Annotated in this window: 23 protein-coding genes; 21 read left to right on the top strand and 2 right to left on the bottom strand. The window is 61.3% G+C overall.

Going from position 1 to position 25,584, the window contains the following annotated elements; genetic code table 11:
- Window positions 1–88 precede the first annotated feature (88 nt).
- From E4631_RS03235 to E4631_RS03300, 14 genes are all read left to right on the top strand, one after another.
- Window positions 89–658, top strand: a complete 570-nt coding sequence (locus E4631_RS03235) for a GNAT family N-acetyltransferase (protein WP_133657432.1) — start codon at window positions 89–91, stop codon at window positions 656–658.
- Between the two features lie 142 nt (window positions 659–800).
- On the top strand, window positions 801–2,012 hold the full coding sequence (locus tag E4631_RS03240; protein WP_133657431.1) for a glycosyltransferase family 1 protein: 1,212 nt from the start codon (window positions 801–803) through the stop codon (window positions 2,010–2,012).
- Window positions 2,013–2,104: 92 nt separating this feature from the next.
- Entirely contained in the window at window positions 2,105–3,283 is a 1,179-nt protein-coding gene (gene glf, locus E4631_RS03245) for a UDP-galactopyranose mutase (RefSeq protein WP_133657430.1), read from the top strand.
- Window positions 3,284–3,395: 112 nt separating this feature from the next.
- Window positions 3,396–3,599, top strand: a complete 204-nt coding sequence (locus E4631_RS03250) for a hypothetical protein (protein ID WP_135318581.1) — start codon at window positions 3,396–3,398, stop codon at window positions 3,597–3,599.
- Window positions 3,600–3,760: 161 nt separating this feature from the next.
- A complete protein-coding gene (secA, locus tag E4631_RS03255) occupies window positions 3,761–7,186 on the top strand; it encodes a preprotein translocase subunit SecA (protein WP_133657429.1) in 3,426 nt (1,141 codons plus the stop codon).
- Between the two features lie 645 nt (window positions 7,187–7,831).
- Entirely contained in the window at window positions 7,832–9,106 is a 1,275-nt protein-coding gene (locus E4631_RS03260) for a T9SS type A sorting domain-containing protein (protein ID WP_166648074.1), read from the top strand.
- A gap of 30 nt (window positions 9,107–9,136) precedes the next feature.
- Window positions 9,137–9,811 (top strand): deoxyribose-phosphate aldolase, encoded by a 675-nt coding sequence (gene deoC / locus E4631_RS03265; protein WP_133657427.1) that lies wholly within the window; start codon window positions 9,137–9,139, stop codon window positions 9,809–9,811.
- Window positions 9,792–10,361, top strand: a complete 570-nt coding sequence (locus E4631_RS03270) for a hypothetical protein (RefSeq protein WP_133657426.1) — start codon at window positions 9,792–9,794, stop codon at window positions 10,359–10,361. Before deoC ends, E4631_RS03270 begins: the two co-directional genes overlap by 20 nt.
- Before the next feature lie 119 nt (window positions 10,362–10,480).
- A complete protein-coding gene (locus E4631_RS03275) occupies window positions 10,481–11,671 on the top strand; it encodes a M20 family metallopeptidase (protein WP_133657425.1) in 1,191 nt (396 codons plus the stop codon).
- A gap of 13 nt (window positions 11,672–11,684) precedes the next feature.
- Window positions 11,685–12,545 (top strand): hypothetical protein, encoded by an 861-nt coding sequence (locus E4631_RS03280; RefSeq protein ID WP_135318582.1) that lies wholly within the window; start codon window positions 11,685–11,687, stop codon window positions 12,543–12,545.
- Between the two features lie 191 nt (window positions 12,546–12,736).
- Entirely contained in the window at window positions 12,737–13,183 is a 447-nt protein-coding gene (locus tag E4631_RS03285) for an Hsp20/alpha crystallin family protein (RefSeq protein ID WP_133657423.1), read from the top strand.
- A gap of 414 nt (window positions 13,184–13,597) precedes the next feature.
- On the top strand, window positions 13,598–14,962 hold the full coding sequence (locus E4631_RS03290; RefSeq protein ID WP_240734645.1) for a Do family serine endopeptidase: 1,365 nt from the start codon (window positions 13,598–13,600) through the stop codon (window positions 14,960–14,962).
- Between the two features lie 179 nt (window positions 14,963–15,141).
- Window positions 15,142–15,561 (top strand): hypothetical protein, encoded by a 420-nt coding sequence (locus tag E4631_RS03295; protein ID WP_133657422.1) that lies wholly within the window; start codon window positions 15,142–15,144, stop codon window positions 15,559–15,561.
- A gap of 57 nt (window positions 15,562–15,618) precedes the next feature.
- A complete protein-coding gene (locus E4631_RS03300; protein WP_133657549.1) occupies window positions 15,619–17,220 on the top strand; it encodes an aldehyde dehydrogenase family protein in 1,602 nt (533 codons plus the stop codon).
- A 69-nt stretch (window positions 17,221–17,289) separates the two neighbouring features.
- Here E4631_RS03300 and E4631_RS03305 read toward each other — a convergent pair whose 3' ends face one another.
- Window positions 17,290–17,901 carry a DUF4252 domain-containing protein gene (locus E4631_RS03305; protein WP_133657421.1) on the bottom strand — a complete coding sequence of 204 codons (612 nt, stop codon included), beginning with the start codon at window positions 17,899–17,901 and terminating at the stop codon, window positions 17,290–17,292.
- A 10-nt stretch (window positions 17,902–17,911) separates the two neighbouring features.
- Window positions 17,912–18,148 carry a hypothetical protein gene (locus E4631_RS03310; RefSeq protein WP_133657420.1) on the bottom strand — a complete coding sequence of 79 codons (237 nt, stop codon included), beginning with the start codon at window positions 18,146–18,148 and terminating at the stop codon, window positions 17,912–17,914.
- A 135-nt stretch (window positions 18,149–18,283) separates the two neighbouring features.
- Here E4631_RS03310 and E4631_RS03315 point away from each other — a divergent pair, with 135 nt between their 5' ends.
- From E4631_RS03315 to E4631_RS03345, 7 genes are all read left to right on the top strand, one after another.
- Entirely contained in the window at window positions 18,284–18,868 is a 585-nt protein-coding gene (locus E4631_RS03315) for an NUDIX hydrolase (protein WP_133657419.1), read from the top strand.
- A 37-nt stretch (window positions 18,869–18,905) separates the two neighbouring features.
- Window positions 18,906–19,679 (top strand): 1-acyl-sn-glycerol-3-phosphate acyltransferase, encoded by a 774-nt coding sequence (locus E4631_RS03320; protein ID WP_133657418.1) that lies wholly within the window; start codon window positions 18,906–18,908, stop codon window positions 19,677–19,679.
- A gap of 95 nt (window positions 19,680–19,774) precedes the next feature.
- Window positions 19,775–20,056 carry an Asp-tRNA(Asn)/Glu-tRNA(Gln) amidotransferase subunit GatC gene (gene gatC / locus E4631_RS03325; RefSeq protein ID WP_133657417.1) on the top strand — a complete coding sequence of 94 codons (282 nt, stop codon included), beginning with the start codon at window positions 19,775–19,777 and terminating at the stop codon, window positions 20,054–20,056.
- Window positions 20,057–20,223: 167 nt separating this feature from the next.
- Complete coding sequence (locus E4631_RS03330) at window positions 20,224–22,980, top strand: hypothetical protein (protein ID WP_133657416.1); 2,757 nt, start codon at window positions 20,224–20,226, stop codon at window positions 22,978–22,980.
- Between the two features lie 17 nt (window positions 22,981–22,997).
- Window positions 22,998–23,735, top strand: a complete 738-nt coding sequence (locus tag E4631_RS03335) for an ABC transporter ATP-binding protein (protein WP_133657415.1) — start codon at window positions 22,998–23,000, stop codon at window positions 23,733–23,735.
- A gap of 91 nt (window positions 23,736–23,826) precedes the next feature.
- A complete protein-coding gene (locus tag E4631_RS03340) occupies window positions 23,827–24,378 on the top strand; it encodes a cob(I)yrinic acid a,c-diamide adenosyltransferase (protein ID WP_133657414.1) in 552 nt (183 codons plus the stop codon).
- A gap of 136 nt (window positions 24,379–24,514) precedes the next feature.
- A complete protein-coding gene (locus tag E4631_RS03345) occupies window positions 24,515–25,579 on the top strand; it encodes a branched-chain amino acid aminotransferase (protein WP_133657413.1) in 1,065 nt (354 codons plus the stop codon).
- Window positions 25,580–25,584 lie beyond the last annotated feature (5 nt).

Consider the following 25,584-nt stretch of genomic DNA (forward strand, 5'->3'; position numbering starts at 1 on the left):
AACTCCTGGTGCTGTATGCCAATTTAACTTGTCAGTTCATCTGGTCCCTATTTCCTTGTTGGTGAAGTTTAACGTATTACGCTATATCATGCCAACCAGCCCCGAATCTTTACCCGACAACCAGGAACCAGGAAGTAGGAACCCAAAAATCACGCTGCGCGCGCTCGAACCCGACGATTTAGAATTTTTATTTCAGCTCGAAAACGACCCCGACCTCTGGGCGGCGTCCGATGTGCTGCCGGCCCCGGTTTCGCGTCATGCGCTGCGCGAGTACCTGCGCCACGCCGCCGCCAGCCTGGCCGAAGCGGGGCAAATGCGCTTGGTTATCAGCCTGAAAGATGGGCCGGCCGTGGGTACGCTCGACTTGTTCGACTACTCGGCGCTTCACCAGCGGGCGGGGGTAGGGATTACGGTGCTGCGCCAAGCGCGGCGGCAGGGGTGCGCCCAAGCAGCGCTGGCCCAACTGCTACCCTACGCCCGGCAGGCCCTGCGCCTGCACCAGCTATACTGCACCGTAGCGGCCGATAATCGGGCCAGTATCAGCTTATTCAAAAATGCCGGTTTTCGGCGCGTTGGCATAAGGCACGACTGGCTACGCGAAAATACCTCTCTTGGGTGGAGAAATGCCGTAGAAATGCAACTAATACTCGAAAACTGACATTATCTTCACGGCCAGATAGTCATTTTAAGCCCGACCATATCTTTTAGTCGGGGTCTTTCGTAGAAGCGGGCAAGGACTGCATACCGGACGTTTTTTACCCGGCGCCTGCTACCCCAAAGCTTCTTCCTGTCTTTATTTCATGCCGCTTTCTACTCCGGCGGTGACACCCGCGCGTGCCACCTCCACCGCTCCGGCTGCGGGCAAAGCCGACTCTAAAAAACCTTCGTATCCGCTGCCCGACCTGGTTTGCTTTGCACACCTGCACTGGGACTTTGTGTGGCAGCGGCCCCAGCACCTGCTGTCGCGCTTTGCCCAGCAGGGCCGCGTATTTTACGTAGAGGACGCCTTTTACCACGCCGACGACCTCGTAGAGCCACACCTCGAAGTAAAAGAGCGGCAGAATGGCGTGAAAGTGTTGGTAGTGCACCTGCCGCACCACCTGCACGCCGACGAGGCGGCCGCCGAGCAGGCCCAATTTGCCGTATTAAGCCGGTTTTTTGCAGATAACTCGGTTACGCAGTTTGTGGCGTGGTACTACACCCCAATGGCGCTCGGCAAGTCGCGGCTCTTTTCGCCGGCGCTCACCGTGTACGATTGCATGGACGAGCTGGCGCAATTCAAGTTTGCCCCGCCCGAGCTGCGCCAGCGTGAGCAGGAGTTGTTTCAGAAGGCAGACCTGGTATTTACCGGTGGGCAGCGCATTTACGAGGCCAAGCGCGAGCAGCACAACGACGCGCACCCTTTCCCGAGCAGCATTGATAAAGAGCACTTTGGCCAGGCCCGCAACCCGCAGCTGGCTGAGCCCGCTGACCAGGCCGGTATTGCGCACCCGCGCATCGGTTTTTTTGGGGTAGTAGACGAGCGCCTTGACATCATATTATTAGGTGCCCTGGCCACGAACCATCCCGAATGGCAGTTCGTTATAATCGGGCCAGTGGTAAAGATTGACCCTGCCACCCTGCCGCACAACGCCAATATCCATTATTTAGGCGGCAAAAATTATCAGGAGCTCCCGGCCTACTTGCGCGGCTGGGACGTAGCTACCCTCCTCTTTGCGCGCAACGAAAGCACCGAGTTTATCTCTCCCACCAAAACACCCGAATACCTGGCCGCCGGCCGGCCAGTAGTGAGTACCAGCATCCGCGATGTGGTGCGCCCTTACGGCGACCTCAATCTGGTGCAGATTGCTGATGACCCGCAGGACTTTGGCCAAGCCATTGCCCGTGCCCTTGTGCAGGGTGAAGACGCCGACTGGCGCACCCGCACCGACGCTTACCTGGCTACTATTTCCTGGGACCTCACCTGGCAAAATATGGTGAACCTGATGCAGGCGCGCCTTGCTGCCAAGTAGCCGCCGTTGAGTATTACTGCTGCCTACGCTATCCTTTCCCGCCCTACCCCCCCCAAGTTACTCATTTCCACGTCTCCTAATTTTTTACTCTCATGTTTGACTACCTCATCGTCGGGGCCGGCTTCGCTGGCAGCGTGCTGGCCGAGCGGCTAGCCACCCGCAGCAACAAAAAAGTGCTCATCATTGATAAGCGTAGCCACATTGGGGGTAATGCCTATGACCATTATAATGAGGACGGTATCCTGATTCACAAGTACGGCCCGCACATCTTCCACACCAATTCGAAGGACGTATTTGACTACCTCGGCAACTTCACCGATTGGCGTCCCTATGAGCACCGCGTGCTCGCCTCGGTAGATGGCCAGCTGGTGCCGATGCCCATTAACCTCGACACTATCAACAAGTTGTATGGTCTGAACCTGACCAGCTTCCAGGTAGAGGAATTTTTTGCGTCGGTAGCTGAAGAGGTGCCGGTAGTGAAGACGTCGGAAGATGTGGTGGTGAGCAAGGTGGGTAGGGAGCTGTACAACAAGTTTTTCAAGAACTACACCAACAAGCAGTGGGGCCTCGACCCCTCGCAGCTGGACAAGTCGGTGACGAGCCGCGTGCCTACCCGCACCAACCGCGACGACCGGTATTTCACCGACACCTACCAGGCGATGCCGCTGCACGGCTACACCCGCATGTTTGAGAAGATGCTCGACCACCCGAACATCAAAATCATGCTCAATACTGACTACCACGAGATTATGGATTTCATTCCCTTCAAGGAAATGATTTTCACAGGTCCGGTAGATGAGTATTTCGACTTCAAATTCGGCAAGCTGCCCTACCGTTCACTGGAGTTCAAGCACGACACGCTGAGCGAGGAAAAGCACCTGGCCGCGCCAGTTGTGAACTTCCCCAACGAGCACCCCTACACCCGCATAACGGAGTTTAAGGCCCTCACCGGCCAGTCGCACCCCAAAACGGCTATCGTGTACGAGTACCCGCAGGCTGAGGGCGACCCATACTACCCCATTCCGATGCCGGAAAACGCCGAGCTATACGCTAAGTATAAGAAGATAGCCGACGAAGCGCCCAATGTGCACTTCGTGGGTCGCCTGGCTACCTACAAGTATTACAACATGGACCAGGTAGTGGCCCAGGCATTGACGCTCTATAAGCGCCTGACTGAGAAGGAGGAAGCCGCTAAGCCAGTCCGCCCCGCTATTTCGGGCAGCACAGCGCTGGTCGAGAAGCTGGTTAGCCGCTCGCCTTCCAAAGAGTAATAACTGGCAACCAGCCTACCTGAAATACGTTTGATGGCGAAAGTTTGAGAGTAGGGATTAAACCTAGCTTAAACTACCAGGGTCGTACATCCCACCATCCAACCCTTTCGCTATGTTAGTTAAAAGTATTTTTGCCGCTTTCTTTTTGTTCTGCCTCGGTTTGGCCAAAGCGCCTGAGGCGACCGCCCAGCGCGTAGTAGTAGTACAGCCCCGCCCCCGGACGGTGGTAGTGCGGCCGCGCCGTCGGCGCCGGGTAGTAGTGGTGCATCCGCAGCCCCGCCGCACCGTAATTGTACGCGGAGGCCGCCGCTACTAACGGGGTCTAGTAGCCTGACTGCCATTTTTACCGCTTCTTAAAACCCTGCACTCTTTTTGAGCGTGCAGGGTTTTATAGTTTACGGCGCATGGCCCGGTTAAGCGGGCAGGCCCTAAATTTGCCCAAATCGCGCTGTCCTTTTTAGTCAATTTGTTTACCCAATGTTAGATTTCCTCGGCAAAACCGTCGCCAAGCTGTTTGGCTCTAAAGCAGAAAAGGACCTCAAGGACGTGGTGCCTTACGTGGCCCTCATTAATGCGGAATATGCCAAACTGGCTGACATTACCGACGACCAGCTGCGCCACCGCACCCAGGAGGTGCGCCAGCAGCTAGACGGCAAGCTCGCTAACCTGGACGCGCAGATTGCGGGCCTGCACGCGCAGATTGACGACCAGCCACAGCTCGACGTCAGTAAAAAGGAACAGATTTTTGAGCAGATTGACACCCTCGAAAAGCAGCGCAACAAGGACCTGGAAGTGGCCCTCACCGAGGTGCTGCCCCAAACCTTCGCCATTGTGAAGGAAACCGCCCGCCGCTACGCCCAGAATGGCCAGCTGACGGTGACGGCCACCGACATGGACCGCGACATCTCGCGCACCAAGCAGAATGTGACCATTGTGGGCGACCAGGCCATCTGGAGCAACAAGTGGCTGGCCGCTGGTGCCGAAATCACCTGGGACATGGTGCACTACGATGTGCAGCTGATTGGCGGCGTAGTGCTGCACCAGGGCAAAATTGCCGAGATGGCCACCGGCGAGGGCAAGACGCTGGTTTCGACCCTGCCCGCGTTCCTCAACGCGCTGGGGGGTAGGGGCGTGCACCTCGTGACGGTCAACGACTACCTGGCTAAGCGCGACTCGGAGTGGAATGCGCCGCTGTTCGAGTTTCACGGCCTGACCGTGGATTGCATCGACAAGCACCAGCCCAATACCGACGCCCGCCGCAACGCCTACCTGGCTGACGTGACCTACGGCACCAACAACGAGTTTGGCTTCGACTACCTGCGCGACAACATGGCCCGCGACCCCTCGGAGCTGGTGCAGCGCAAGCACCACTACGCCATGGTGGACGAAGTGGACTCCGTCCTGATTGACGATGCGCGTACGCCGCTCATCATCTCGGGCCCCGTGCCCAAGGGCGACGTGCACGAGTTTTTGCAGCTTAAGCCGCGCATTCAGCGCCTGGTAGACGAGCAGAAAAAGCTGGTGCAGAGCTACCTGGTGCAGGCCCGCAAAGCCATTGCCGAAGGCAAGACTGGTTCGGAAGAGGGGGGTAAGAACGGCGACGGCGGCTTGGCCCTGTTCCGCGCCTACCGCGGTCTGCCCAAAAGCAAGCCGCTCATCAAGTTCCTGAGCGAATCGGGTATGCGCGTGATTTTGCAGCAGACCGAGAATCACTACATGCAGGACAACTCGCGCCAGATGCCGGAGGCCGACAAGCCGCTGTTCTTCACCATCGACGAGAAAAACAACCAGATTGAGTTGACCGAAAAAGGCATCGACCTGATTACAGCGCAGGGCGAAGACCCGCACCTGTTCATCATGCCCGATATCGGCGTCGAAATCGCCAATATTGAGAAGGCCGAGGCCCTGACTGCGGAGGAAAAGCTCCAGCAGAAAGAGCAGCTGATGAGCGATTACCAGGACAAATCGGAGCGCGTGCACACCGTGAACCAGCTCCTGAAAGCCTACACGCTGTTTGAGAAGGACGACCAGTACATTCTGAGCCAGGAAGGCAAGGTGATGATTGTGGACGAGCAAACCGGCCGCGTGATGGAAGGCCGCCGCTACTCCGACGGCCTGCACCAGGCCATCGAGGCCAAGGAAGGCGTGCGCATCGAGGATGCCACCCAGACCTACGCCACGGTGACGCTGCAGAACTTCTTCCGCATGTACCACAAGCTCTCGGGCATGACCGGTACGGCCGAAACGGAGGCCGGCGAGTTGTGGGAAATCTACAAGCTCGACGTAGTGGTGATTCCGACCAACCGCGTGATTTCGCGCAAGGACGACCACGACAAGGTGTACCGCACGGTGCGCGAGAAGTACAACGCCGTGGCCGAAGAAATTCAGGCTTTGGTAGAGGCTGGCCGGCCCGTGCTGGTCGGTACTACCTCGGTAGAAATCAGTGAGCTGATGAGCCGGATGCTGAAGCTGCGCGGCATCAAGCACCAAGTGCTGAACGCCAAGCAGAACCAGCGGGAGGCCGAGATTGTGGCCGCCGCCGGCTACCCCGGCACCGTAACCATCGCCACCAACATGGCCGGCCGCGGCACCGACATCAAGCTGCGCGAAACCTCGCGTGAGGCGGGCGGCCTGGCCATCATCGGCACCGAGCGCCACGAAAGCCGCCGCGTTGACCGCCAGCTGCGGGGTAGGGCCGGCCGCCAGGGCGACCCCGGCTCCTCGCAGTTCTTCGTATCGCTGGAAGACAACCTGATGCGACTGTTTGGCTCGGAGCGCATTGCCAAGCTCATGGACCGCATGGGCATGGAAGAGGGTGAAGTGATTCAGCACTCGATGATTACCTCGTCGATTGAGCGTGCCCAGAAGAAGGTAGAGGAGAATAACTTCGGCACCCGCAAGCGCCTGCTGGAGTACGACGACGTGATGAACGCCCAGCGCGAGGTGGTGTACCGCCGCCGCCGCAATGCTCTCTTCGGCGAGCGTTTGGAGTTGGATATTCTCAACCTGATTTACGACGTGAGCGAGGACATCGCGGCCGGCCACAAAATCACCAACGATTTCGAGGACTTCAAGCTGTCGGTTATCAAGGACTTCGGCTACGACACGCACATCACGCCGCAGGAGTTCAGCGCGTTGTCGGCCGAGCGCCTCACCCAGAAACTCTACGACGAGGCTACTGGCTACTACGACAGCAAGAACGAGCACATTGGCCAGAATGCCCTGCCGATGATAAACGACCTGCTGAGCCAGAACACGCCCTACGAGAACATTGCCATTCCCTTCACCGACGGCCACAAGCACACGCAAGTGGTGGCCAACCTGCGCAAGGCCCAGGCCAGCAACGGCCTCGACATTGTGCGCCAGATGGAAAAAGGTGCCGTGCTCTCGACCATCGACGAGGCCTGGACCCAGCACCTGCGCCAGATGGACGACCTCAAGCAGGTGGTGCAAAACGCGGTATACGAGCAGAAAGACCCGCTGCTGGTTTACAAATTCGAGGCTTTCGAACTGTTCAAGCGCATGCTGGCCAAGGTGAACCACGGCACCAGCGCGTTCCTCTTCAAAGCCGACGTGCCGGTGGCCGCCGAGGCAGGCTTTGCCGAGCCCGATTTCTTCTACGAAGACGATATATCTGAGCCTCTGCCCAAGCTCAAGGCCGAGAAAGCTATCTCGGATGTGAGCCTCGGTGCGGGCCAGGAAGACCTGGACCAGGCCGCTGAGCTGGGCATCGCCGTGGCTCCGCCGCCCCGCCAGGAGCCGGCCCGCAGCCAGAAAGTAGCCAACCGCAACGACAAGGTGACGGTGCAGTACATGGACGGCCGCGTAGTGCGCGACGTGAAGTACAAGACCGTAGAAGAAGACCTCGCCGCCCAGCGCTGCGTGCTAGTGGAGGAGGCGTAGTAGCCTCTTTAACAAAGAAAAAGGCCTGCGTGAGCAGGCCTTTTTTATGCATATGTAATAATCAATTATAAATTAAATGAAAACTGTTTTGCGGGTGTATAGTAGCTATCACCTCGTGGCTTGTATGCTGTAGACGCTTTTGGTTCATTATCAGGTAGCTTCCCACATTTAGAGGTGATTTTCCGGTTTGTTATGCGTAATAGATTTACTAGTAAAAATTCGATTCTACTATTTATAGTGCTGCTCATAAGTTTGCAGAGCCAAGCCCAGGCTCCAGCCTGGCAAATGGCTATTGCAGCTGGTAATCAAGTATTTGCTTACAACAGCGTAGCTAATGTCACTACCACCGATGCTGTAGGCAATGTGTATGTGGCGGGGAGCTTTTCCGGCACGGCCACCTTTGGGAGTACTACGCTAGTGAGCGCTGGTACTTACGATATGTTTGTGGCTAAATGGAGCCCCGCTACGGGTAATTTTGTTTGGGCTATGCAGGGTGGGGGTAGCAACGGCAATGGCGGAGCCGAGGCGAAAGCCATAGCTGTCAGCGGGATGAGTGTGTACGTGGCCGGAAGCTTTACTGGGGCTAGGGCTTTTTTTGGCAGTACCACTCTCACTAATGCGGGTGCAGGCTATAAAGATTTATTTGTGTCGAAGCTCATCGACGCAGGCACTACCGCTAGCTTTACGTGGACCCAATATGCGGGCGGCACCCGCGACGAAGAGGTGCTAGGGCTCGCCATAGATGAAAATAATTTGTATTTGGCAGGTGGTTTTAGCAGCCCGATAGTTAGCATTGGTACCACTACTTTGGCCACCACTGGCTCGGGTAATGGCTTTGTAGCTAAACTAGTAGATAATGGGGCTACAAGTATTTTTGGCTGGGTGCAGCCCATTGTGGGGGCTTCCCCCATCGAGGTGACAGCCTTGGCTGTGCATGCGAACGACGTGTACATTACTGGCTTTTTCTATGGTACGGCTAGCTTGGGCGGGGCCACGCTTACCAGCGCTGGTGGGACCGATATATTTGTGGCCAAGCTGGCTAACCAGGGCAGCATAGCTACCCTGCAATGGGCACTGCCTTTGGGCGGGGCGGCAAATGAAAGTAGTAGTGGGCTAGCTCTGCAAGGTGATAACTTATATATAGCCGGTACCTTTAATGGCACTAGCGCTAGTATCGGCTCCATCACTTTCACTAGCAGTGGTGCGGCCGATGCCTGCCTGATTAAACTCACGGACGGGGGTACTAGCGGCCTAGTGGGTTGGGTGCAGCGGGTAGGGGGTGCCCTTGGCGACATTGGGGTGCAGGTAGCCGTACATGGTAACGCAGTATACCTGCTGGGCTACTTTGGTCTTGGCTCCTCCACTACGGCTAGTGCCACAGCTACGGCCGGTGGTACTACCCTCACTACGGTGGGCGGGTGCGACATATTTCTGGCCAAGTTTGCGGATGCTGGCAATAGTAGCAACCTGACCTGGGCCCAGCAGGCTGGTAGCGGCGATATCGACGTGGCAGGTGGCCTGGCTCTGAGTGGGGAAAGGGTGTACGTAAGTGGTACTTTTAACGGCACGCCTTTGCTGCTGGGTAACATTACGCTTCCTAAGGCTTATAATAACGGCACAGGTAGTGCTTTCTTGGCCTCGCTTGCCGATGTGACCTTGCCCACCAAAGTACCTATGTTGCCCGCCCGCCCGAACATCTATCCCAATCCTGGTCACGGCACAGTCACGATAAGCGTGCCGGCCAGCGCTGGTCTAGCTGCTTTTACCCTGCTCGATGCCTTGGGGCGTGTGGTGCGCACACAGGCTGCGGCGGCTGGGGCCGACTATCCGCTTGACCTCACTGGCCTTGTGCCCGGCGTATACGCCTTGCGCATGCAGGCCGGCGAGGCGCTGGCCACGCAGAAGCTGGTAATAGAGTAGCCGCGCGGCGATGGGCCGTACCTTTGCCCCATGCCCACGCCGAACCTCGCCGCTACCCTTGACCACACCCTGCTGCGCCCCGACTGCACCGAAGCCCAGATAATTCAGCTGTGCCAGGAGGCGCGCACCTACGGCTTCGCTAGCGCCTGTGTGCCGCCCTGCTACGTGCCGGTGGCCGCCCGTGAGCTGAGCGGTTCGGAGGTGGCGGTGTGCACCGTTATTGGCTTTCCGCTAGGCTACAGCAGCTCGCGGGGTAAGTTTCGGGAGGCGGAAATCGCGCTCGCCGAAGGTGCTACCGAGTTGGATATGGTGCTGAACATATCGCTGCTCAAGTCGGGCCAACTCGATGCGGTGCGGGCCGAAATCGAAGACCTCACCGACCTGGCCGAGGCGCACGGTGCGCTGCTCAAAGTCATTATCGAAACTGCCTTATTAACCGAGGAGGGGATGGAAACCGCCGCCCGGCTCTGCGCCGAGGCGGGCGCGCACTTTGTGAAAACCAGCACCGGCTTTGCCAGCCGGGGCGCGTCGGTGGCCGATGTGGAGTTACTACGTCGGGTGCTACCCCCCCACATACGCATCAAGGCCAGCGGCGGCATCCGCACGCGGGACCAGGCGCTGGCCTTGCTCGCGGCCGGCGCCGACCGCCTGGGTACCTCTAATAGTCTGGCTATCTTGCAAGAAGATGAATCTCCGCTTTCGTAACGCCGTGCTACTGCTAAGCCTGCCGCTGCTGGCCGCCTGCGCGGCCTCGGCCCCCACCACCCGCGCCCAAGTGCCGGCCGATACCACCCGCAAGACCGTGGCCACGGCCACTGCCGATGACCTGACCAAGTACCGACCGGTTTTCGCGCCAGTGGCGGCGGCGGGCAGCCCTATCCCCCCCGCGGCGGCCAAGCCCACGGTGGCGGTGCGTCCCGCCGCGCCTACCCCTACCAACCAGGTCAATGCCCAGGTGGAGCAGCGCTTGCGTGACCAGGCCTTCACCAACCAGAACGTGAAGTACGTCAGCGGTTTCCGGGTGCGGGCCTACTTAGGGCTGGAGCGTGACCAGGTGATGAGTATTCGCCGCCAGATAATTTCGCGCTACCCCGACGAGACGGACTACATCACCTTCAAGCAGCCCGTGTACCGGCTCTACGTGGGCGACTATGTCAATAAGCTCGACGCGGCCCGTGGGCTGGCGCGGGTGCGGCAGTTTGTGCCCCGCGCCGAGCTGGAGCCCATGCAAGTGCTACTGGATAAGACGCCGTAAATCAGCCTAATGAAAGAACGTCATGCTGAGCTTGTTGAAGCATCTCTCCCGCGTCGTTGGATGATGCGGCAGAGATGCTTCGACAAGCTCAGCATGACAATGATTATACTAACGTAGTTATGCTAGATACACTAAAAGCCCGTGCTGCCGCCCTTGCCCCCGAGCTATCGGCCCTGCGCCGCCACCTGCACGCCAACCCCGAGCTTTCATTCCATGAAACCGAAACGGCGGCATTCGTGACCGAGCAGCTGCGGGCGATGGGCCTGGCGCCCTATTCGGTGGCGGGCACGGGGGTAGTAGCCTTAGTGGAGGGGCAGCCGGGTGGCCCGGTGGTGGCCCTGCGCGCCGACATGGACGCGCTGCCCATCCAGGAGTTGAGCGATATTCCGTATAAATCGACCCGGCCCGGCGTAATGCACGCCTGTGGCCACGACGTGCACACCACCTGCCTGCTCGGCGCGGCGCGCCTGCTCACCGAGCAGCGCGCTAACTTTCGAGGCACCGTGAAGCTGATTTTTCAGCCCGGCGAGGAACTGCTACCCGGCGGCGCCTCCTTGATGATACAGGACGGCGTGCTCGAAAACCCCGCGCCCGCCGAAATTCTGGGGCAGCATGTGTTTCCGCGCCTGCCGGTGGGGCAGATTGGCGTGCGGCCGGGCCGCTACATGGCCAGCACCGACGAGCTGTACCTGCGCATCAAGGGCAAGGGTGGCCACGGCGCCATGCCCGAGCTCAACCTCGACCCGGTGCTGGTGGCGGCCCACCTCATTGTGGCGGCGCAGCAGGTAGTGAGCCGCCGTGCCAACCCCAAAATGCCCTCGGTACTGAGCTTCGGCAAGGTCATCGCCAACGGCGCTACCAACGTCATTCCCGATGAGGTGTACATCGAAGGCACCTTCCGCACGCTTGATGAGACGTGGCGCAACGAGGCCCACGCGCACCTGCGGCAGCTCTGCGAAGGGTTGGCCGCCAGCATGGGCGCGGTGTGCGAGCTGGAAATCCGGCGCGGCTACCCCTGCCTCGACAACAACCCCGCCGTGACGGCCCGCGTGCGCGCCGCCGCCGAAGCCTACCTGGGCGCCGAAAACGTGATTGAGTTGGACCAGTGGCTGGCCGCTGAGGACTTTGCCTACTTCTCGCAGGCTGCGCCGGCCTGCTTCTACCGCCTCGGCACGCGGGCCGCCGACGGGCGCTTTGCCGCTTCGGTGCACACCCCCATTTTTGATATCGACGAGCAGGCGCTCAGCCTAGGTGCGGGGCTTATGGCCTGGCTTACCTTGCAGGAGCTGGCCGGGCCCGCTACTGCTTAACTACCAATTTTTTATGCGTAGCCTGCTACTTGCTTCGTTTCTTTTGGGTGGCTCCGTGGCTGCTTGTGCTCAAGCCCCTACCCCCCCCTACGACCCCAACGTAGCCCACCGCTCGATACAGGCGCTCCAGCTCTGGCCCGAGCTGCAAGGGGAGCTGGTGCTACCTAACGGCGACTATCTGCTGCTGGCACTGCGCGGCGAGCGTGCGGCCTCCGGCGCCGGCTCTGTGGACCGCAGCTTGGGGGTTGATACCCGCCGCGCCCGAGTGGCCTACGAACATTTTGGCAGCGCTACCTGGAGCTACGGCGCCACGGTGCAGCTGGTAGGCAATGGTAGCGGCACGAGTGTTATCCCCGAAATACTGCTACGGCACCGTTCGCCCATTTTTGGTGCTGTCACCTTTGGCCAGCGCTTGAGCTTGGAGCGTAACTTCGCTGCTAGTGGTATCGCGCCGCCGCTGGGCTCGGGGCCCGACGGCCAGACCTGGACACGCTTGCGCGTGGACCTGGAAAAGCTCCTACCCCTCGGTAGTGACGTCACTGGCCTGGCCCTGCGCCCGCGCCTGAGCTACGAAGCCAGCACGCACCTGCGCCTCCAGAAGGCGACCAACGACCCCGATGAACGCACCATTCAATACACCAGCCTGCGCGGTGAAGTAGGCGTGCGACTGTCGCCGAGCCTCGATTTTACGCCGTGGTTCGCGTACCAGACTGCTTATCAACAGAACCTGGTCTTTACGGATGCCACTGGGACAATTCCGGTGTCAGGCGGTAAGGTTAATGCCATATACCCGACTGTCGGGCTCGACGTGCGCTTTACGTTGCTGCCCAGTGGTAATAAAGCTGACCGCAAACAGCTGCCTACCCAGCATTAGTAGTGGTATGTCATTATGACGCTAATAAAAGGCTGATTAGAATCTAAAAAGACAATTTTTCTTGTCGATAACGGAAATTCGTAAACTAACAAGACATTTTGACTGATTCTGGGTAGTGGCATAAAGTTTAAGGATATCAAGCAGCGTCGCTGGTAGCGGCTTGTTTCCAACCTTACTTACTTTTCTGCTCCATGTCTGCTTTATTGTATAATTCCCGCCCGGCCGTTCGCCCGGGCCGTGCGTTCAACTCGCTGCTGAACGAGTTGCTGCGTGATGCTCAACCCACCACGCCTACCCCCTCTACTTCCTTCGTACCCGCCGCCGACATCTTCGAAACGGCCGCTGGCTACGAGCTGCACCTGGCGCTGCCCGGCGTAGCTAAGGACGCCGTAACCATCGACTTCCAGGAAGGCCAGCTGGTGGTAACCGGCCGCCGCCCCGCCCCGGCCACGGAGGGCGATAACGTGCCGCAGCTACGCCGCGTCGAAACCCGCTTCGGCGAGTTCCGCCGGGCCTTCCGCCTGCCCGAAACGGTGAACGTGAAAAGCATCAGCGCAGAGCTGACGGATGGCCTGCTGCGCGTAACGCTGCCCTTTGATACCGAAAAAGTGACCAAGCAGCACATTGAGGTGCGCTAAGCGCTAACGGGCAGAGGCACCTACCTGGGTGCCTCTGCCTGTTCATTGTGGACTGCTGCGGCCGTTGGCCACCCCAAAAAAATGCTGCTTTTCGGCAACCTTTGGGCACGAAAGCGACTCTTACTGGCGTTAATTAGTACAGGGACAAGACGCGGCCGTAGCGCCAGCATTATCCTATCAGTTTTAGGCAGGGAAGTTGATTTTCTTGGCTTCCCGTCGTTACTTCGCTTTTCTTCTTACTACCTTTTAAAACAAACCCCGATGCAAGCTAAAAATATGATGCTCGGCCTGTTGACTTCCGCTGTGCTAGGCGGAGGCGTGGCCGTGGGGGGATATAAGTTGCTGGAATCTGAGCCGGGCAACGTGGCTCTCACGACAGTTGCTTCTGACCCTCAAGTTCGTTACACCTCAGCCATGCGTAGCACTGCCTACGCCGCACCCGAAGGCCTGAACTTCGTGGCCGCCGCCGCGGCCGTTACGCCCGCCGTAGTGCACGTAATGACCGAATACAAGGCCGAGCCCCAGGCCGCCCACAGCCGGATGCAGATGGACCCCTTCCTGCGCCAGTTCTTCGGCGACCAGTTTGATGGGCAGCAGCGCGGCCAGCGCGAGCCCCAGGGCGGCGGCGAAGGCTCGGGCTCGGGCGTTATTATTGCGGCCAACGGCTATATCGTTACGAATAACCACGTTATCGACAAAGCTTCGAAAATCACGGTGGTGATGGACGACAAGCGGAAGTTTGACGCCGAGCTAGTGGGCGCTGACCCCAGCACCGACCTGGCCGTGCTCAAAGTGAAGGCCGATAACCTGCCTTTCGTGAAGTATGGCAACTCGGACGAGGTGAAGGTGGGCCAGTGGGTGCTCGCCGTGGGCAACCCCTTCAACCTGAACTCGACCGTAACGGCCGGCATCATCTCGGCCAAGGGCCGCAGCATCGGTATTCTGAGCCGCGACCAAGCCGCCGGTATCGAGTCGTACCTCCAGACGGATGCCGTGGTAAACCCCGGCAACTCGGGTGGCGCGCTGGTGAACACCAGCGGCGACCTCATCGGTATTAACTCGGCTATCTCCTCGCACACGGGCTCGTTTGAAGGCTATGCTTTTGCCGTGCCCAGCGCCATTGTGAGCAAGGTGGTAGACGACCTGCTCAAGTACAAGGTAGTGCAGCGCGCCCTGTTGGGCGTGCGCATTCAGGAAGTGGATGCCAAGCTGGCTTCGGAGAAAAAGCTTAATACCCTGAATGGCGTGTACGTGCAGGGCTTGGGTGAGAAGAGTGCCGCCGCCGCCGCGGGCCTCAAAATCGGCGATATCATTACCGACATCAACGGTGTGAACGTGAACACTGCCTCGCAACTGCAGGAGCAGGTGTCGCGCTTCCGCCCCGGCGACAAGATTAAGGTGGGCTACCTGCGTAATGGCAGCCAGGAAAACGCCAACGCTACCCTCTTCAATGCCTCCAACACCACGGCTGTGGTGAAAGAGCTGCCCGCCGACGCTGGCATTAGCTACGAAGGTGCCAAGCTGGGCCCGGTAACGGCCCGCCTGCAAAACTCGCTCGGCATTGAAGGCGGAGCCCAGATTTCGGGCATCAAAGGCAGCAATTTCAAGGAAACCGGCATGGCCGACGGCTTCATTATCACCCGTATCGATAAGAACGTGGTGCGCAAGCCTGCCGACGTGCAGGCCTACCTCGACCAGGCCAAAGACAACTCGGGTGCGTTGGTAGAAGGCGTTTACCCAGATGGCCGCAAGGCCTACTACCCCATCGGCCGCGAGTAAGCGCCCCGTTGGGATATGAGAAAGCCTCCGCCAGCATCTGGCGGAGGCTTTTTTTGCTTGGTGAAGAAATGGGGGAGGGGCGGCGTAGGTGGCGGCCTACCCCCCCCTGGCAGCAGGCAGCGGGCGATACTGCGCCTGGCTACTACTTTTATCGGTCTTCATCCGGCTTTCACTGTCCCATGCCCGCCGCTCCTGCCTATTCACCTGAGAGCTTTACCCTGGAGTATCGCCCCGACCAACATCTGCTCATTGGCCGGTGGCTGCGCCAGGCGAATCTTGACGAGCTAAAAACGCACTACGAAGCGCTGCTGGCCAGCGCGCTGGCGCACGGCTGCCGCCACTGGCTGCTCGACGTGCGCCGCCGCCGCGTGGGCGATGCCCCGGCCGCCGAGTGGTTTGGGCAGGAGTTTATGCCCCGGCTATCGGCGGCGTTTGCGCAGCCGCTGTACCTGGCCTACTTCGCCATGATAGCGCACGACCAGGCCACCACCAACCCCGGCCTGAACGCCAATATCCAGCAGGGCAGCATTCAGCAAATGCACTACCACTACTTCAACCAGGAAGGCGAGTGCCTGGCCTGGCTGGCCGGGCGGGCCTAGCCGGCACGGCCGGGGCTGCTACCTTTGGGCACTCACCTTCCCCACCATGCCCACCCCATGAAGCAGGCCCTCGAAGAAGCTACTACCCCCGACGTGACCGTGCCGCACCCCCACGCCGACCCCCACGGTATGCAGGACGTGCTGAGCCAGCTCGGCATCAAGGCCGAAAACCCCGCTACCTGCACCGGGCGCACCTGGGGGGGGGTAGGCGGCGCGCAGAAGACTATCGTGTCGCCGGCCGATGGGCAGCGCATTGCGGCCGTGGCCGTAGCCACGGTAGCCGACTACGAGGCGGTGGTGAAAACTGCCCAGGCGGCTTTCCTGAAGTGGCGGCTGGTGCCAGCGCCCCAGCGCGGCGACATTGTGCGCCAGATTGGCCTGGCGCTGCGCCACCACAAAGAGGCCCTGGGCAAGCTGGTGAGCTACGAGATGGGCAAAATATTGCAGGAAGGCCTGGGCGAAGTGCAGGAGATGATTGACATCTGTGACTTTGCGGTGGGCCTGAGCCGGCAGCTGCACGGCTTTACCATGCACTCGGAGCGGCCCGCGCACCGCATGTACGACCAGTACCACCCGCTGGGCATCGTAGGCATTATCTCGGCCTTCAACTTCCCGGTGGCGGTGTGGGCCTGGAACGCCATGCTGGCCGCCGTGTGCGGCGATGTATGCATCTGGAAGCCCTCGGAGAAAACGCCGCTGGCCGCCGTGGCCGTGCACCACCTCATTCAGCAAGTACTGGCCGATAACGACGTGCCCGAGGGCGTGTTCAACCTTGTGCTGGGCGGCCCCAAAGTGGGCCAGGCCATGAGCGCCGATGAGCGCCTACCCCTCGTGTCGGCCACGGGCAGCACCCGCATGGGCCGGGCCGTGGGCGCCGCCGTGGGCCAGCGCCTGGGCCGCGCCCTGCTGGAGCTGGGCGGCAATAACGCCATCATCCTGACGCCGCAGGCCGACCTCGACATGGCCATGCGGGCCATCGTGTTTGGGGCTGTGGGCACGGCCGGGCAGCGCTGCACTACCACGCGCCGGCTCATCATCCACGAGAGTATTTACGAAGAAGTGCAGCAGCGCCTGCTGGCCGCCTACGCCAAGCTGCCGGTGGGCCATCCGCTGCAAGCCGGCACGCTGGTAGGGCCTCTTATTGACGCCGACGCGGTGCTGGCCTTCACCAACGCCCTCGAAGCCGTGCAGCGCGAAGGCGCTACCCTGCTCACCGGCGGCCAGGTGCTGAGCAGCGCCGAGCTGCACGGCGGCCACTACGTGCTGCCCGCCCTGGTGGCAGCCGAAAACCATTATCCTACGGTGCAGGCCGAAACCTTCGCGCCCATTCTCTACCTGCTCAAGTACGGCGGGGGGGTAGGGGAGGCCATCGCGCTGCAAAACGGCGTGAAGCAGGGCCTGTCCTCGGCCATCTTCACCCTCAACCTGCGCGAGGCCGAAGCCTTTCTGGCCGCGCCCGGCTCCGACTGCGGCATTGCCAACGTGAACATCGGCACGAGCGGCGCCGAAATCGGCGGAGCCTTTGGCGGCGAAAAGGAAACCGGGGGGGGTAGGGAATCCGGCTCCGACGCCTGGAAAGTCTACATGCGCCGCCAGACCAATACCGTGAACTACGGTACCGAGCTGCCACTGGCACAGGGGATTAAGTTCGATATTTAGTGAGTTGCTTTCCACAAAGAAGCCCCGCTTACGCCAAGTAAGCAGGGCTTCTTTGTGGGTAGGGGTAGGCTAGTTACCCGCCGTTTGCTGCACCACTTCGGGCAGCACTTGGCTTAGGGCGTCGGCTTGGGCACGGGTAAAATTGCCCTGCACCTGCACCAGCACAAACGAGCCTAGCGCATCGGGCATGGTGCCGGTAGCCACTAGCTCGCTCACCTGGTCGCCGTTAGCCTTTACTACATACTGGTAGGGGGCCGCCCCAGTGGCCGAATTGGCCAGCGAGGTGTAGCGTTCGGCTTGCAGCAGGCCGCTCACTTCACTGTTGAGGCCTTCGCGCACCAAGCTTTGGGCGCTGCCGGTAGTGGGCAAAAAAGTCATCACGCGGGCCGTACGAATACCGGTAATGGCATTAGTCAGGTCATTGCCCCCGAGTAGCTTACCTACTCGCACCAGCGCCAGGCGCTGCAAGAAGTCGGCCGACCACTCGGTGGTGCGGAAGCCCGGCCGGTCGCGGTACTTGGCAAAGAAGGCGGCCACGTTGCGCGCTGGCGTGCTGGGTCCGCCGCCACTAGCCCGGCAGCCACTCAGCAGCGCCAGGACCACGGCAAAAGCCAGTAGCGGCAAGGCAATGCGGATGCCCAACGGGCGGTGGCTGGTAGGGCTGGGGTCCAAAGCGTGCATGGGGGTAGGGCTAGTTATGCGTGCCTGCGTTGGAGCCCTCACGCGAGGTATCGATATCGCCACGGCGCTGGCCCTGGCTGTCGCGAGGGCCTTCGGCCTGGGTTATTTCTTCGTTTTCGTCAGTCGTGACGTACTCATTGGTAACGGGGCCGAGGCCGCCGTTTTTCTTAGCCAAGTCGGCTTCGGCCTGGGCAAACTTAAGGTTGAGCAACGAGTCTTCGGTGGGATTCTGGGGTTTGTCAGCCATCGTAAAAGCCGGGCCTCCGGAAAGTAAACGGCGGCCAGCTTACTAAGTCATACGCGCTTGCGGAGCGGGGGTTGGGGTAGGCGGGCGGGCCGGGCGGGGCTACTTTTGCGTTCGTTCAGCTGCTTTCAATTCCTTATGCCTCATACTCAGCCCCCCATCGATTTCGACCCCCACCATAACCCCTGGCAAACGCTCAGCTCGGAGCCCAAATACCAGAATCCCTGGATTCGGGTGCGCGAAGACCAGGTGCTGAACCCCAAAGGTGGGGCCGGCATCTACGGCGTGGTATCGATGCAGAACAAGGCCATTGCCATTATACCCGTTGATAGCGAGGGCAATACCTGGCTGGTGGGCCAGTACCGCTACACTCTCAACGAGTATAGCTGGGAGGTGCCCATGGGCGGTGGCGTGATGGGCGTCGACCCGCAGGAGTCGGCCGCGCGCGAGCTGCGCGAAGAAACCGGCCTGCTCGCCGCCCGCTGGACGCGCATCGCCCGCATGCATACTTCCAACTCCGTCACTGACGAGGAAGGCTTCGTTTTCCTGGCCGAAGACCTCACGCAAAGCGAGTGGGAACCCGAAGAAACCGAGGACCTGCGCGTCTGGAAGCTGCCCCTGGCCCAGGCCATCGAGCTGGTGATGGACGATAGCATCACCGACGCGCTCAGCGTGGCCGGCCTGCTTAAAGTGGAGAAGCTGCTGGCGGGGAGGGTAGGGTAAGGTAGGGACGTTTGTCATTTGCCGTAAATTTGCCGCTATGCCTGTTTTTTTACGTTACCTCGGCCACCGGCTGTACACTATCTGGGCTACGTTCTGGTTTGTGCTGCCGTTTGTCGTGACCTACCCCCTGCAGTTGGTGCTGGTGCGCCGGCCCGAGTGGCGCCGCCACCTGCATAGCATCAACCGGCAGTGGGCCAAATTCGCTATTCTGATGTGGGGCGTGCCGCTGGAAATCATTCGGGAAAACACCCGGCCCGTGCCGCAGCCCTGCATCTACGTGGCCAACCACGGCTCCTACATCGATATTCTGGTGCTGTTTTACACCATTCCGGGCTTTCTCAACATGATGGGCAAGGATACGCTGGTGAAGTTTCCGCTGTGGGGCCCCCTCTTTGGCAAGACGTATATTCCCGTTAACCGCCGCAGCGTGGTGAGCCGGGGTAGGGCCTTTGCCCAGGCCCGCCAGGGCCTGAAAGATGGCCGCCCGCTGGCGCTGTTTCCGGAGGGCACTATCGGCCCCAAGCCCGGCGAGGAGCTGCAGCCCTTTATGGACGGCGCTTTTCAGCTGGCTATTAACATGGGCGTGCCCATCGTGCCGGTAAGTATGCCCCTCAACCACAAGTTTATGCCCTCGGTTGCGGGCCTGCGCGTGCGCCACGCCCGGCTGCGGGTCGTGTTTCACGAAGCCATCGCGACCAAGGGCCTCACCGAGGCCGATATTCCCGACCTCAAGGCCAACGTCATGGCCCAGATTGCCGACGACTTCGTGCCCGAAGGCCGGGGCATTCCGGCGGCCAGCACCTGGCGTTAGGTAAGTGAGTAGGTGAGTAAATGAGTAATTTTTTCACCTTCTTAACTTGTCCTTTTCTGGCTTTACTCATCTGCTCAATTACTCATTTACCAATTATGAATACTGAAACCCTCCGCGGCCTGGCTCACCTCGCCCGCCTCGAATTTGACCCCGCCCGCGAGGAGCAGATGCTCACCGACCTCAACAAGATTCTGGATTGGGTAGACCAACTCTCCAAAGTAGATACCGACGGCGTGGAGCCGCTGGTGCATTTGTCGCAAGAAATCAACGTGCTGCGCGACGATAAAGCTCACAACACCATCAGCCACCAGGACGGCCTGCGCAACGCTCCGCGCAAGGACTCGGACTACTTCCGAGTGCCCAAGGTGCTGGACTAGGGCCAGCAGCTTACTTGTGCGAGCAATAAGGTAGAACGTCATGCTGAGCCCCGCGAAGCATCTCGCTCGCGCCAGTGGGTTTCCCATAGCGATGCGAGCGAGATGCTTCGCGGGGCTCAGCATGACGTTCTTTTATACTTCTTCAGCTACCTACTTTCCCACTGCCATTGCCTGACCTTCCCATTCTGCGCCGCTTGCCGGGGCTGCCCGCGCTGCTGGCCCTGCTGGCCGTGGCGGGGGCCGTGTACTACTACTTCGCGGGCGAAAGCGCGACCCTACCCCTGCAGCTGGTGCCGCACCTGGCCCCAGTACCGTTTACCCTCGACTCAGTAGCCGTGGGCCCGGCGCGGCTGCCGCTGCCGGTGAGTGGCTTTATCACGACCCTTACGCACGACGTGGGTGGGCCTTATACCCAGCCGTTGGCGGCCGGGCTGTGGCTGAGCGTGCTGGGCCTGGCGCTGGCCGGCTGGCTGGCGGTGGTGAGCATGCTGCGGCGGCCGGCTTTTCTGGCGGGCACGGTGCCGGTGGTGTTTCTGCTGGCTGCGCTCAACGCCGATGGCCTGGGCGTTTTCAACCCTACCCGGCAATACTTCCTGTACCTGAGCCTGGGCGTGCTGGGCGCGGCGGCGCTGGGCCTGCAGGCATTCGGCGAACGGGTGGGGGTAGGGCGGCGGGTGGTGCTGTTTGGCGCGCTGCTCGGCGGGCTGGTGGCGCTGCTGCTGGCCAAGTCGCAGCTGCCGCCGGCCGAAACTGCCCTGCACCTGGCCGCCTACGCCACGCCGGCCGGGGCGGGCCTGGTGGCGGCGCTGGTGCTGTGGGTGGGGGTAGAGAATGTGCGGGCGCTGCTCTGGTTCAACACCCAGGCCGAAAACCCCGAGAGCCGCTTCGGGCGGCTGCCCTTTATTCTGTCGAGCTTGCTCTATTTGGGCACGCTGTTCCTGTACTGGTACAATGGCGACACGCTGGCCCTGGGCGGCGGCCTGCACCTCGACCCGCTGGTGCTGCTGCTACCGGCTGCCCTCACGGCCGGCCTGGGCCTGCGCGAGCGGGCGCCCAGCTACGCGGGCTGGTTGCCCTTTGTGGCCGCCCGGCCCTTGTACTGGCTGTTGCTGGCGGCAGCCGCGGCGGCGCTGGGCTACGCCCTGGCCACGGATAATACGCCGTTGCTGACGGCTGCCCGCACCTTTAGCGTGCGGGCGCTGCTGCTGCTGGGGGCAGCGTTTTTGCTCTACGTGCTGGTCAATTTTGGCTCGCTCATTCAGCAGCGGCTGCGGGTGTACCGGGTGGTGTTTGAGCCGCGCCGGCTGCCCTTTTATACCGTCTATATCCTGGGCGTGGCCGCGCTGCTGCTGTTTGAGCTGCGCAACGGCTGGCCGCTGCTCGACCAGGTGCAGGCGGGACAGTATAATCAATTCGGCGACCTGGCCCGCCAGCAGAGCGAAGCCCGGCCCGACGACCTGCCTCTGGCCCTGCTGGCCGAGCGCTACTACGCCGAAAGCGGCGACGTGCTGGCCCGCTTCAACCGCTCGGCGCAGGTGGGTAGGGCGGCACTCTATAGCTTCCGCAACCAGCGCCAGAACGAAATTAATGCCCTGCGCCGCGCCTTGCTGCGCCAGCCCGATGAGAAAATCAGCCTCCAATTAAACTCCCTGCTCACCGAGCCGGCCGATTTTTTGGATGCGCTGGAGGTGCTGCGCCAGGCCCGCCGCGCCGCGCCCCGCAGCTTTGCCGTGGCTTCTGATGCGGCCCAATTATTCACCCGCTCTACGCTCACCGACTCGGTGGTGTTTTACCTAGGCAAGGCCGAGCGGCTTCGGCCCGGCAGCTACGTGGGCCGTACCAACCAGCTGGGCTTCCTGCTGAGCCAGGGCCTGGTGCCCGCCGCCCAAAAAATGGCCAAACCCTGGCCGGCCACCGCCACCGAGCCCGGCTTGCTGGCTAATAAAGAGCTGTTGGCGTTGCTGAATTCGCGGGTAGTTACCAGCCCTACCCCCCCCGCCAGCCTCGACCTCGACGCCGCGGCTTTCGCCCAGGTATACCACGCGGCGCTGCTCACGGCGCGAGCCGCCCAGCGAGCCGCCTGCCGCCGCGCCGATACCGAACTGGCCCGGCTAGCCGAGCGCCCCGCCAACGAGCCCTATTACGAGCAGCTGCTTTTCCTGCAAGCGCTGCTGCGCCACGCGGCGGGCCAGGAGCTGGCCGCCCGCCAAACGCTGGCGCCGCTCACGGCCGGCACTTCGGGCACTAGTGGCTACTATCAGTACGTGCTGGGCCTGTGGCAGTTGCAGCAGGAGCAGTATGCCACGGCGGCCAATCAGCTGGCTTTAGCCGCGGCGCACGGCGCGCGCGATGCGCGCCTACCCCACGCTTGGGCGCTGGCGCTGGCCGGCCAAGTCGATTCGGCCCAGGCGGCGTACCGTCGGCTGGCGGCCGATACAGCGCGGGCGCAGGGAGTGGCCCGGCTGGGGTTAGCGCTGCGTGCGCCCAACTTACTGCATAGTAAGCCGCCAACGGGCCTCGTTGGTAGCTCGGAGCTGGCTGCGGCGCAACAAGCCGAGGCGGCGCATAGCCTGCCCGAAGCTACCCGCCGCTACCAGGCATTGGTGAAGCTGGCGCCTTTCAATGAAACAGCCGTGCTGGCGGCGGCCCGCTTTTTTGCGCAGCAAAAAGCCACCACCGATGCCTACGATGCGCTCAACAAAGGCCTGACCGAAAACCCCACCTCCTTACCACTGTTACAAGCCTACGCGCTGGCTGCCGCCGATGCCGGCCTGGCCGACCTCGGCCAGTCGGCCCTAACGCAGCTGCGCCCGCGCCTCAGCCCCGCCGGGTACGCTAACTTGCTGACGCAATTCGCGGCGCACCGGGCCGCCAACGCGGCGGCTGTCGCCGCTTTCGACCAAGTGCCGCTCCCCGTCCGCTGATTTTTTCTGCTCGTTTTATGCTCGCTGCCAGCCCTACCCCCTACGTTATCAAGACCACCGACATTGCCAAGGAGTACGTGATGGGCACTGAGCACATTCACGCCCTGCGCTCGGTAAGCATCGACATCAAGCGTGGCGAATACGTGGCGTTTATGGGGCCGTCGGGCTCGGGCAAGAGTACGCTGATGAACATCATTGGCTGCCTCGATACGCCCACTCAGGGCCAGTATATCCTGAATGGCCAGGACGTGAGCCGCATGAGCGACAACGAGCTGGCCGAAGTGCGCAACAAAGAAATCGGCTTCGTTTTCCAGACCTTTAACCTGCTGCCACGCTCTACCTCGCTCGAAAACGTGGCCCTACCCCTCATCTACGCGGGCCTGGGCAAGCGCGAGCGCAGCGAGCGTGCCCTCGAAGCCCTGCGCTCGGTGGGCCTGGCCGACCGAGCCGGCCACCGCCCCAACGAGCTGTCGGGCGGCCAGCGCCAGCGCGTAGCCATCGCCCGCGCCCTCGTCAACACCCCCAGCGTGCTACTCGCCGACGAACCCACCGGCGCCCTCGACTCCAAAACGAGCTACGAAATCATGGCCCTGTTCGAAGCCCTCTACGCTAAAGGCAATACCATTATCATGGTGACGCACGAAGAAGACATCGCCCGCTACGCCCACCGCATCGTGCGCCTGCGCGACGGCCTCATCGAAACCGACGAGGTCAACCATGAGATTGCCCGGCCGGCTGTCCTAAGCCACCCGTAGCAAGGGGCCCCAAAGGCAACTCCCTACCCCCCGCAGTCAGCCGCGCAGCGGCGTATCCACGCAATCCGTTAAATCCGTTAAATCTGCGGTCATGAAAATCTACACCAAAACCGGCGACCAGGGCCTGACCTCGCTCATCGGCGGCGCGCGCGTGCCCAAGTCGAGCCTGCGCATCGACTGCTACGGCACCGTAGATGAGCTGAACTCCTACATTGGCCTGCTACGCGACCAAGACGTGAACGCCCCGCGCCGCGACTTGCTCAAAGAGATTCAGGACCGCCTCTTCACCATCGGCTCGCATCTGGCCACCGACCCCGGCAAAGAAGCCCGCCAGCCCTTGCCCGACCTGCACCCCGAAGACGTAGCGCTGCTGGAAATGGAGATGGACCAGATGGACAAGGAGTTGGAGCCATTGCGGGCGTTCATCCTGCCCGGTGGGCACCCGGCCGTGTCGTTCGCGCACGTGGCGCGCTGCGTGTGCCGCCGCGCCGAGCGCCTGGTCATTCACCTGCGCGAAGAGTCGCCGGTCGAAGACCTGGTGGTGATGTACCTCAACCGGCTCTCCGACTACCTCTTTGTGCTCAGCCGCGCCATGGCCCACGACCTGGGGGTGGCCGAAGTAACGTGGAAGCCGCGGGTGTAACTTACCGCTTGCCCACCAGCTACTTAGCGCTAGTCGGCAACCTTTAGCCGGCTGGGCCGTCCCTACCCTGTCTTTTCCCACCCACCCCAGCGCCCACAGGGCGCTTTTTACAGTCGCCTATTTATTTCGACTTCCTATGCTTGATACCCTGACCATCGACGTGCACCGCGCCACTACGTCCCGCCTCGGCGAGCTCGACCTGGCCAACCTGGAATTTGGTAAGCTCTTCGCCGACCACATGCTGTCGGTAGAATATATCGGCGGCGAGTGGCAACAGCCGCGCGTCGTGCCCTACGGCCCGTTGGCCGTGAGCCCCGCCAACTCGGCCCTGCACTACGGCCAGGCCATTTTTGAAGGCATGAAGGCCTATCGGCAGGCCGATGGGGGGGTAGGGCTGTTCCGGCCCCTCGACAACTGGCGCCGCCTCAATGCCTCGGCCGAGCGCATGGCCATGCCCACCCTGCCAGAAGAAATATTCATGCAGGGCCTGCGCGAGCTGGTAAAGCTCGACGCGGCCTGGGTGCCCGGCGCGGCGGGTAGCTCGCTCTACATCCGGCCATTTATGTTTGCTACCGACGGCTTTCTGGGCGTGCGGCCTTCCAATACCTACCATTTCGGCATTATCAGCTGCCCGGTAGCATCGTTCTTCACCAAGCCGGTGCGCGTGCGCTTCGAGCAACAATACGTGCGCGCCGCCCCCGGCGGGGCTGGCTACGCCAAAAACGCCGGCAACTACGGCGCCGCCATGCTGCCCAGCAAGCTAGCCCAGGAGCAAGGCTACCACCAGCTCATCTGGACCGATGCCTCTGAGCACCAGTACGTAGAAGAGTCGGGCGCCATGAACGTGATGTTTGTCATCGACGGCACCCTGATTACGCCCGCGCTTTCCACGTCCATCCTCGACGGCATCACGCGCCGCTCGGTGCTGGAATTGGCCCGCAACTGGGGCATGCCCGTAGAAGAGCGCCGCGTATCGAGCCGCGAAATCGTAGCCGCTATCCAGGAAGGCCGCCTCACCGAGGCCTTTGGTGTGGGCACAGCTGCCACGGTAGCCACCATCGCCACTATCGGCCATGAGGGCCACGACTACGACCTGCCCGCCCTCACCGACTCGGCCTTCGCGCGCCGGGTAGGGGCGGCCCTGGAGGCCATTCGCACCGGCCACGCGCCCGACCCACACGGCTGGTTGGTAACGGTATAGAGGTG

The sequence above is a fragment of the Hymenobacter sp. UV11 genome, from assembly GCF_004684095.1.
Lineage (GTDB): Bacteria > Bacteroidota > Bacteroidia > Cytophagales > Hymenobacteraceae > Hymenobacter.

What these genes read in the sequence shown, in the direction of transcription:
- E4631_RS03235 (WP_133657432.1), top strand. Translation starts at nt 89, where the DNA reads ATGCCAACCAGCCCCGAATCTTTACCCGACAACCAGGAACCAGGAAGT.
- deoC (WP_133657427.1), top strand. Translation starts at nt 9,137, where the DNA reads ATGCCCACGCCGAACCTCGCCGCTACCCTTGACCACACCCTGCTGCGC.
- E4631_RS03345 (WP_133657413.1), top strand. Translation starts at nt 24,515, where the DNA reads ATGCTTGATACCCTGACCATCGACGTGCACCGCGCCACTACGTCCCGC.
- E4631_RS03300 (WP_133657549.1), top strand. Translation starts at nt 15,619, where the DNA reads ATGAAGCAGGCCCTCGAAGAAGCTACTACCCCCGACGTGACCGTGCCG.
- E4631_RS03290 (WP_240734645.1), top strand. Translation starts at nt 13,598, where the DNA reads ATGCGTAGCACTGCCTACGCCGCACCCGAAGGCCTGAACTTCGTGGCC.
- E4631_RS03250 (WP_135318581.1), top strand. Translation starts at nt 3,396, where the DNA reads ATGTTAGTTAAAAGTATTTTTGCCGCTTTCTTTTTGTTCTGCCTCGGT.
- E4631_RS03340 (WP_133657414.1), top strand. Translation starts at nt 23,827, where the DNA reads ATGAAAATCTACACCAAAACCGGCGACCAGGGCCTGACCTCGCTCATC.
- E4631_RS03275 (WP_133657425.1), top strand. Translation starts at nt 10,481, where the DNA reads ATGCTAGATACACTAAAAGCCCGTGCTGCCGCCCTTGCCCCCGAGCTA.
- E4631_RS03315 (WP_133657419.1), top strand. Translation starts at nt 18,284, where the DNA reads ATGCCTCATACTCAGCCCCCCATCGATTTCGACCCCCACCATAACCCC.
- E4631_RS03285 (WP_133657423.1), top strand. Translation starts at nt 12,737, where the DNA reads ATGTCTGCTTTATTGTATAATTCCCGCCCGGCCGTTCGCCCGGGCCGT.
- E4631_RS03280 (WP_135318582.1), top strand. Translation starts at nt 11,685, where the DNA reads ATGCGTAGCCTGCTACTTGCTTCGTTTCTTTTGGGTGGCTCCGTGGCT.
- E4631_RS03240 (WP_133657431.1), top strand. Translation starts at nt 801, where the DNA reads ATGCCGCTTTCTACTCCGGCGGTGACACCCGCGCGTGCCACCTCCACC.
- E4631_RS03295 (WP_133657422.1), top strand. Translation starts at nt 15,142, where the DNA reads ATGCCCGCCGCTCCTGCCTATTCACCTGAGAGCTTTACCCTGGAGTAT.
- E4631_RS03270 (WP_133657426.1), top strand. Translation starts at nt 9,792, where the DNA reads ATGAATCTCCGCTTTCGTAACGCCGTGCTACTGCTAAGCCTGCCGCTG.
- gatC (WP_133657417.1), top strand. Translation starts at nt 19,775, where the DNA reads ATGAATACTGAAACCCTCCGCGGCCTGGCTCACCTCGCCCGCCTCGAA.
- E4631_RS03310 (WP_133657420.1), bottom strand. Translation starts at nt 18,148, where the DNA reads ATGGCTGACAAACCCCAGAATCCCACCGAAGACTCGTTGCTCAACCTT.
- E4631_RS03305 (WP_133657421.1), bottom strand. Translation starts at nt 17,901, where the DNA reads ATGCACGCTTTGGACCCCAGCCCTACCAGCCACCGCCCGTTGGGCATC.
- E4631_RS03320 (WP_133657418.1), top strand. Translation starts at nt 18,906, where the DNA reads ATGCCTGTTTTTTTACGTTACCTCGGCCACCGGCTGTACACTATCTGG.
- glf (WP_133657430.1), top strand. Translation starts at nt 2,105, where the DNA reads ATGTTTGACTACCTCATCGTCGGGGCCGGCTTCGCTGGCAGCGTGCTG.
- secA (WP_133657429.1), top strand. Translation starts at nt 3,761, where the DNA reads ATGTTAGATTTCCTCGGCAAAACCGTCGCCAAGCTGTTTGGCTCTAAA.
- E4631_RS03335 (WP_133657415.1), top strand. Translation starts at nt 22,998, where the DNA reads ATGCTCGCTGCCAGCCCTACCCCCTACGTTATCAAGACCACCGACATT.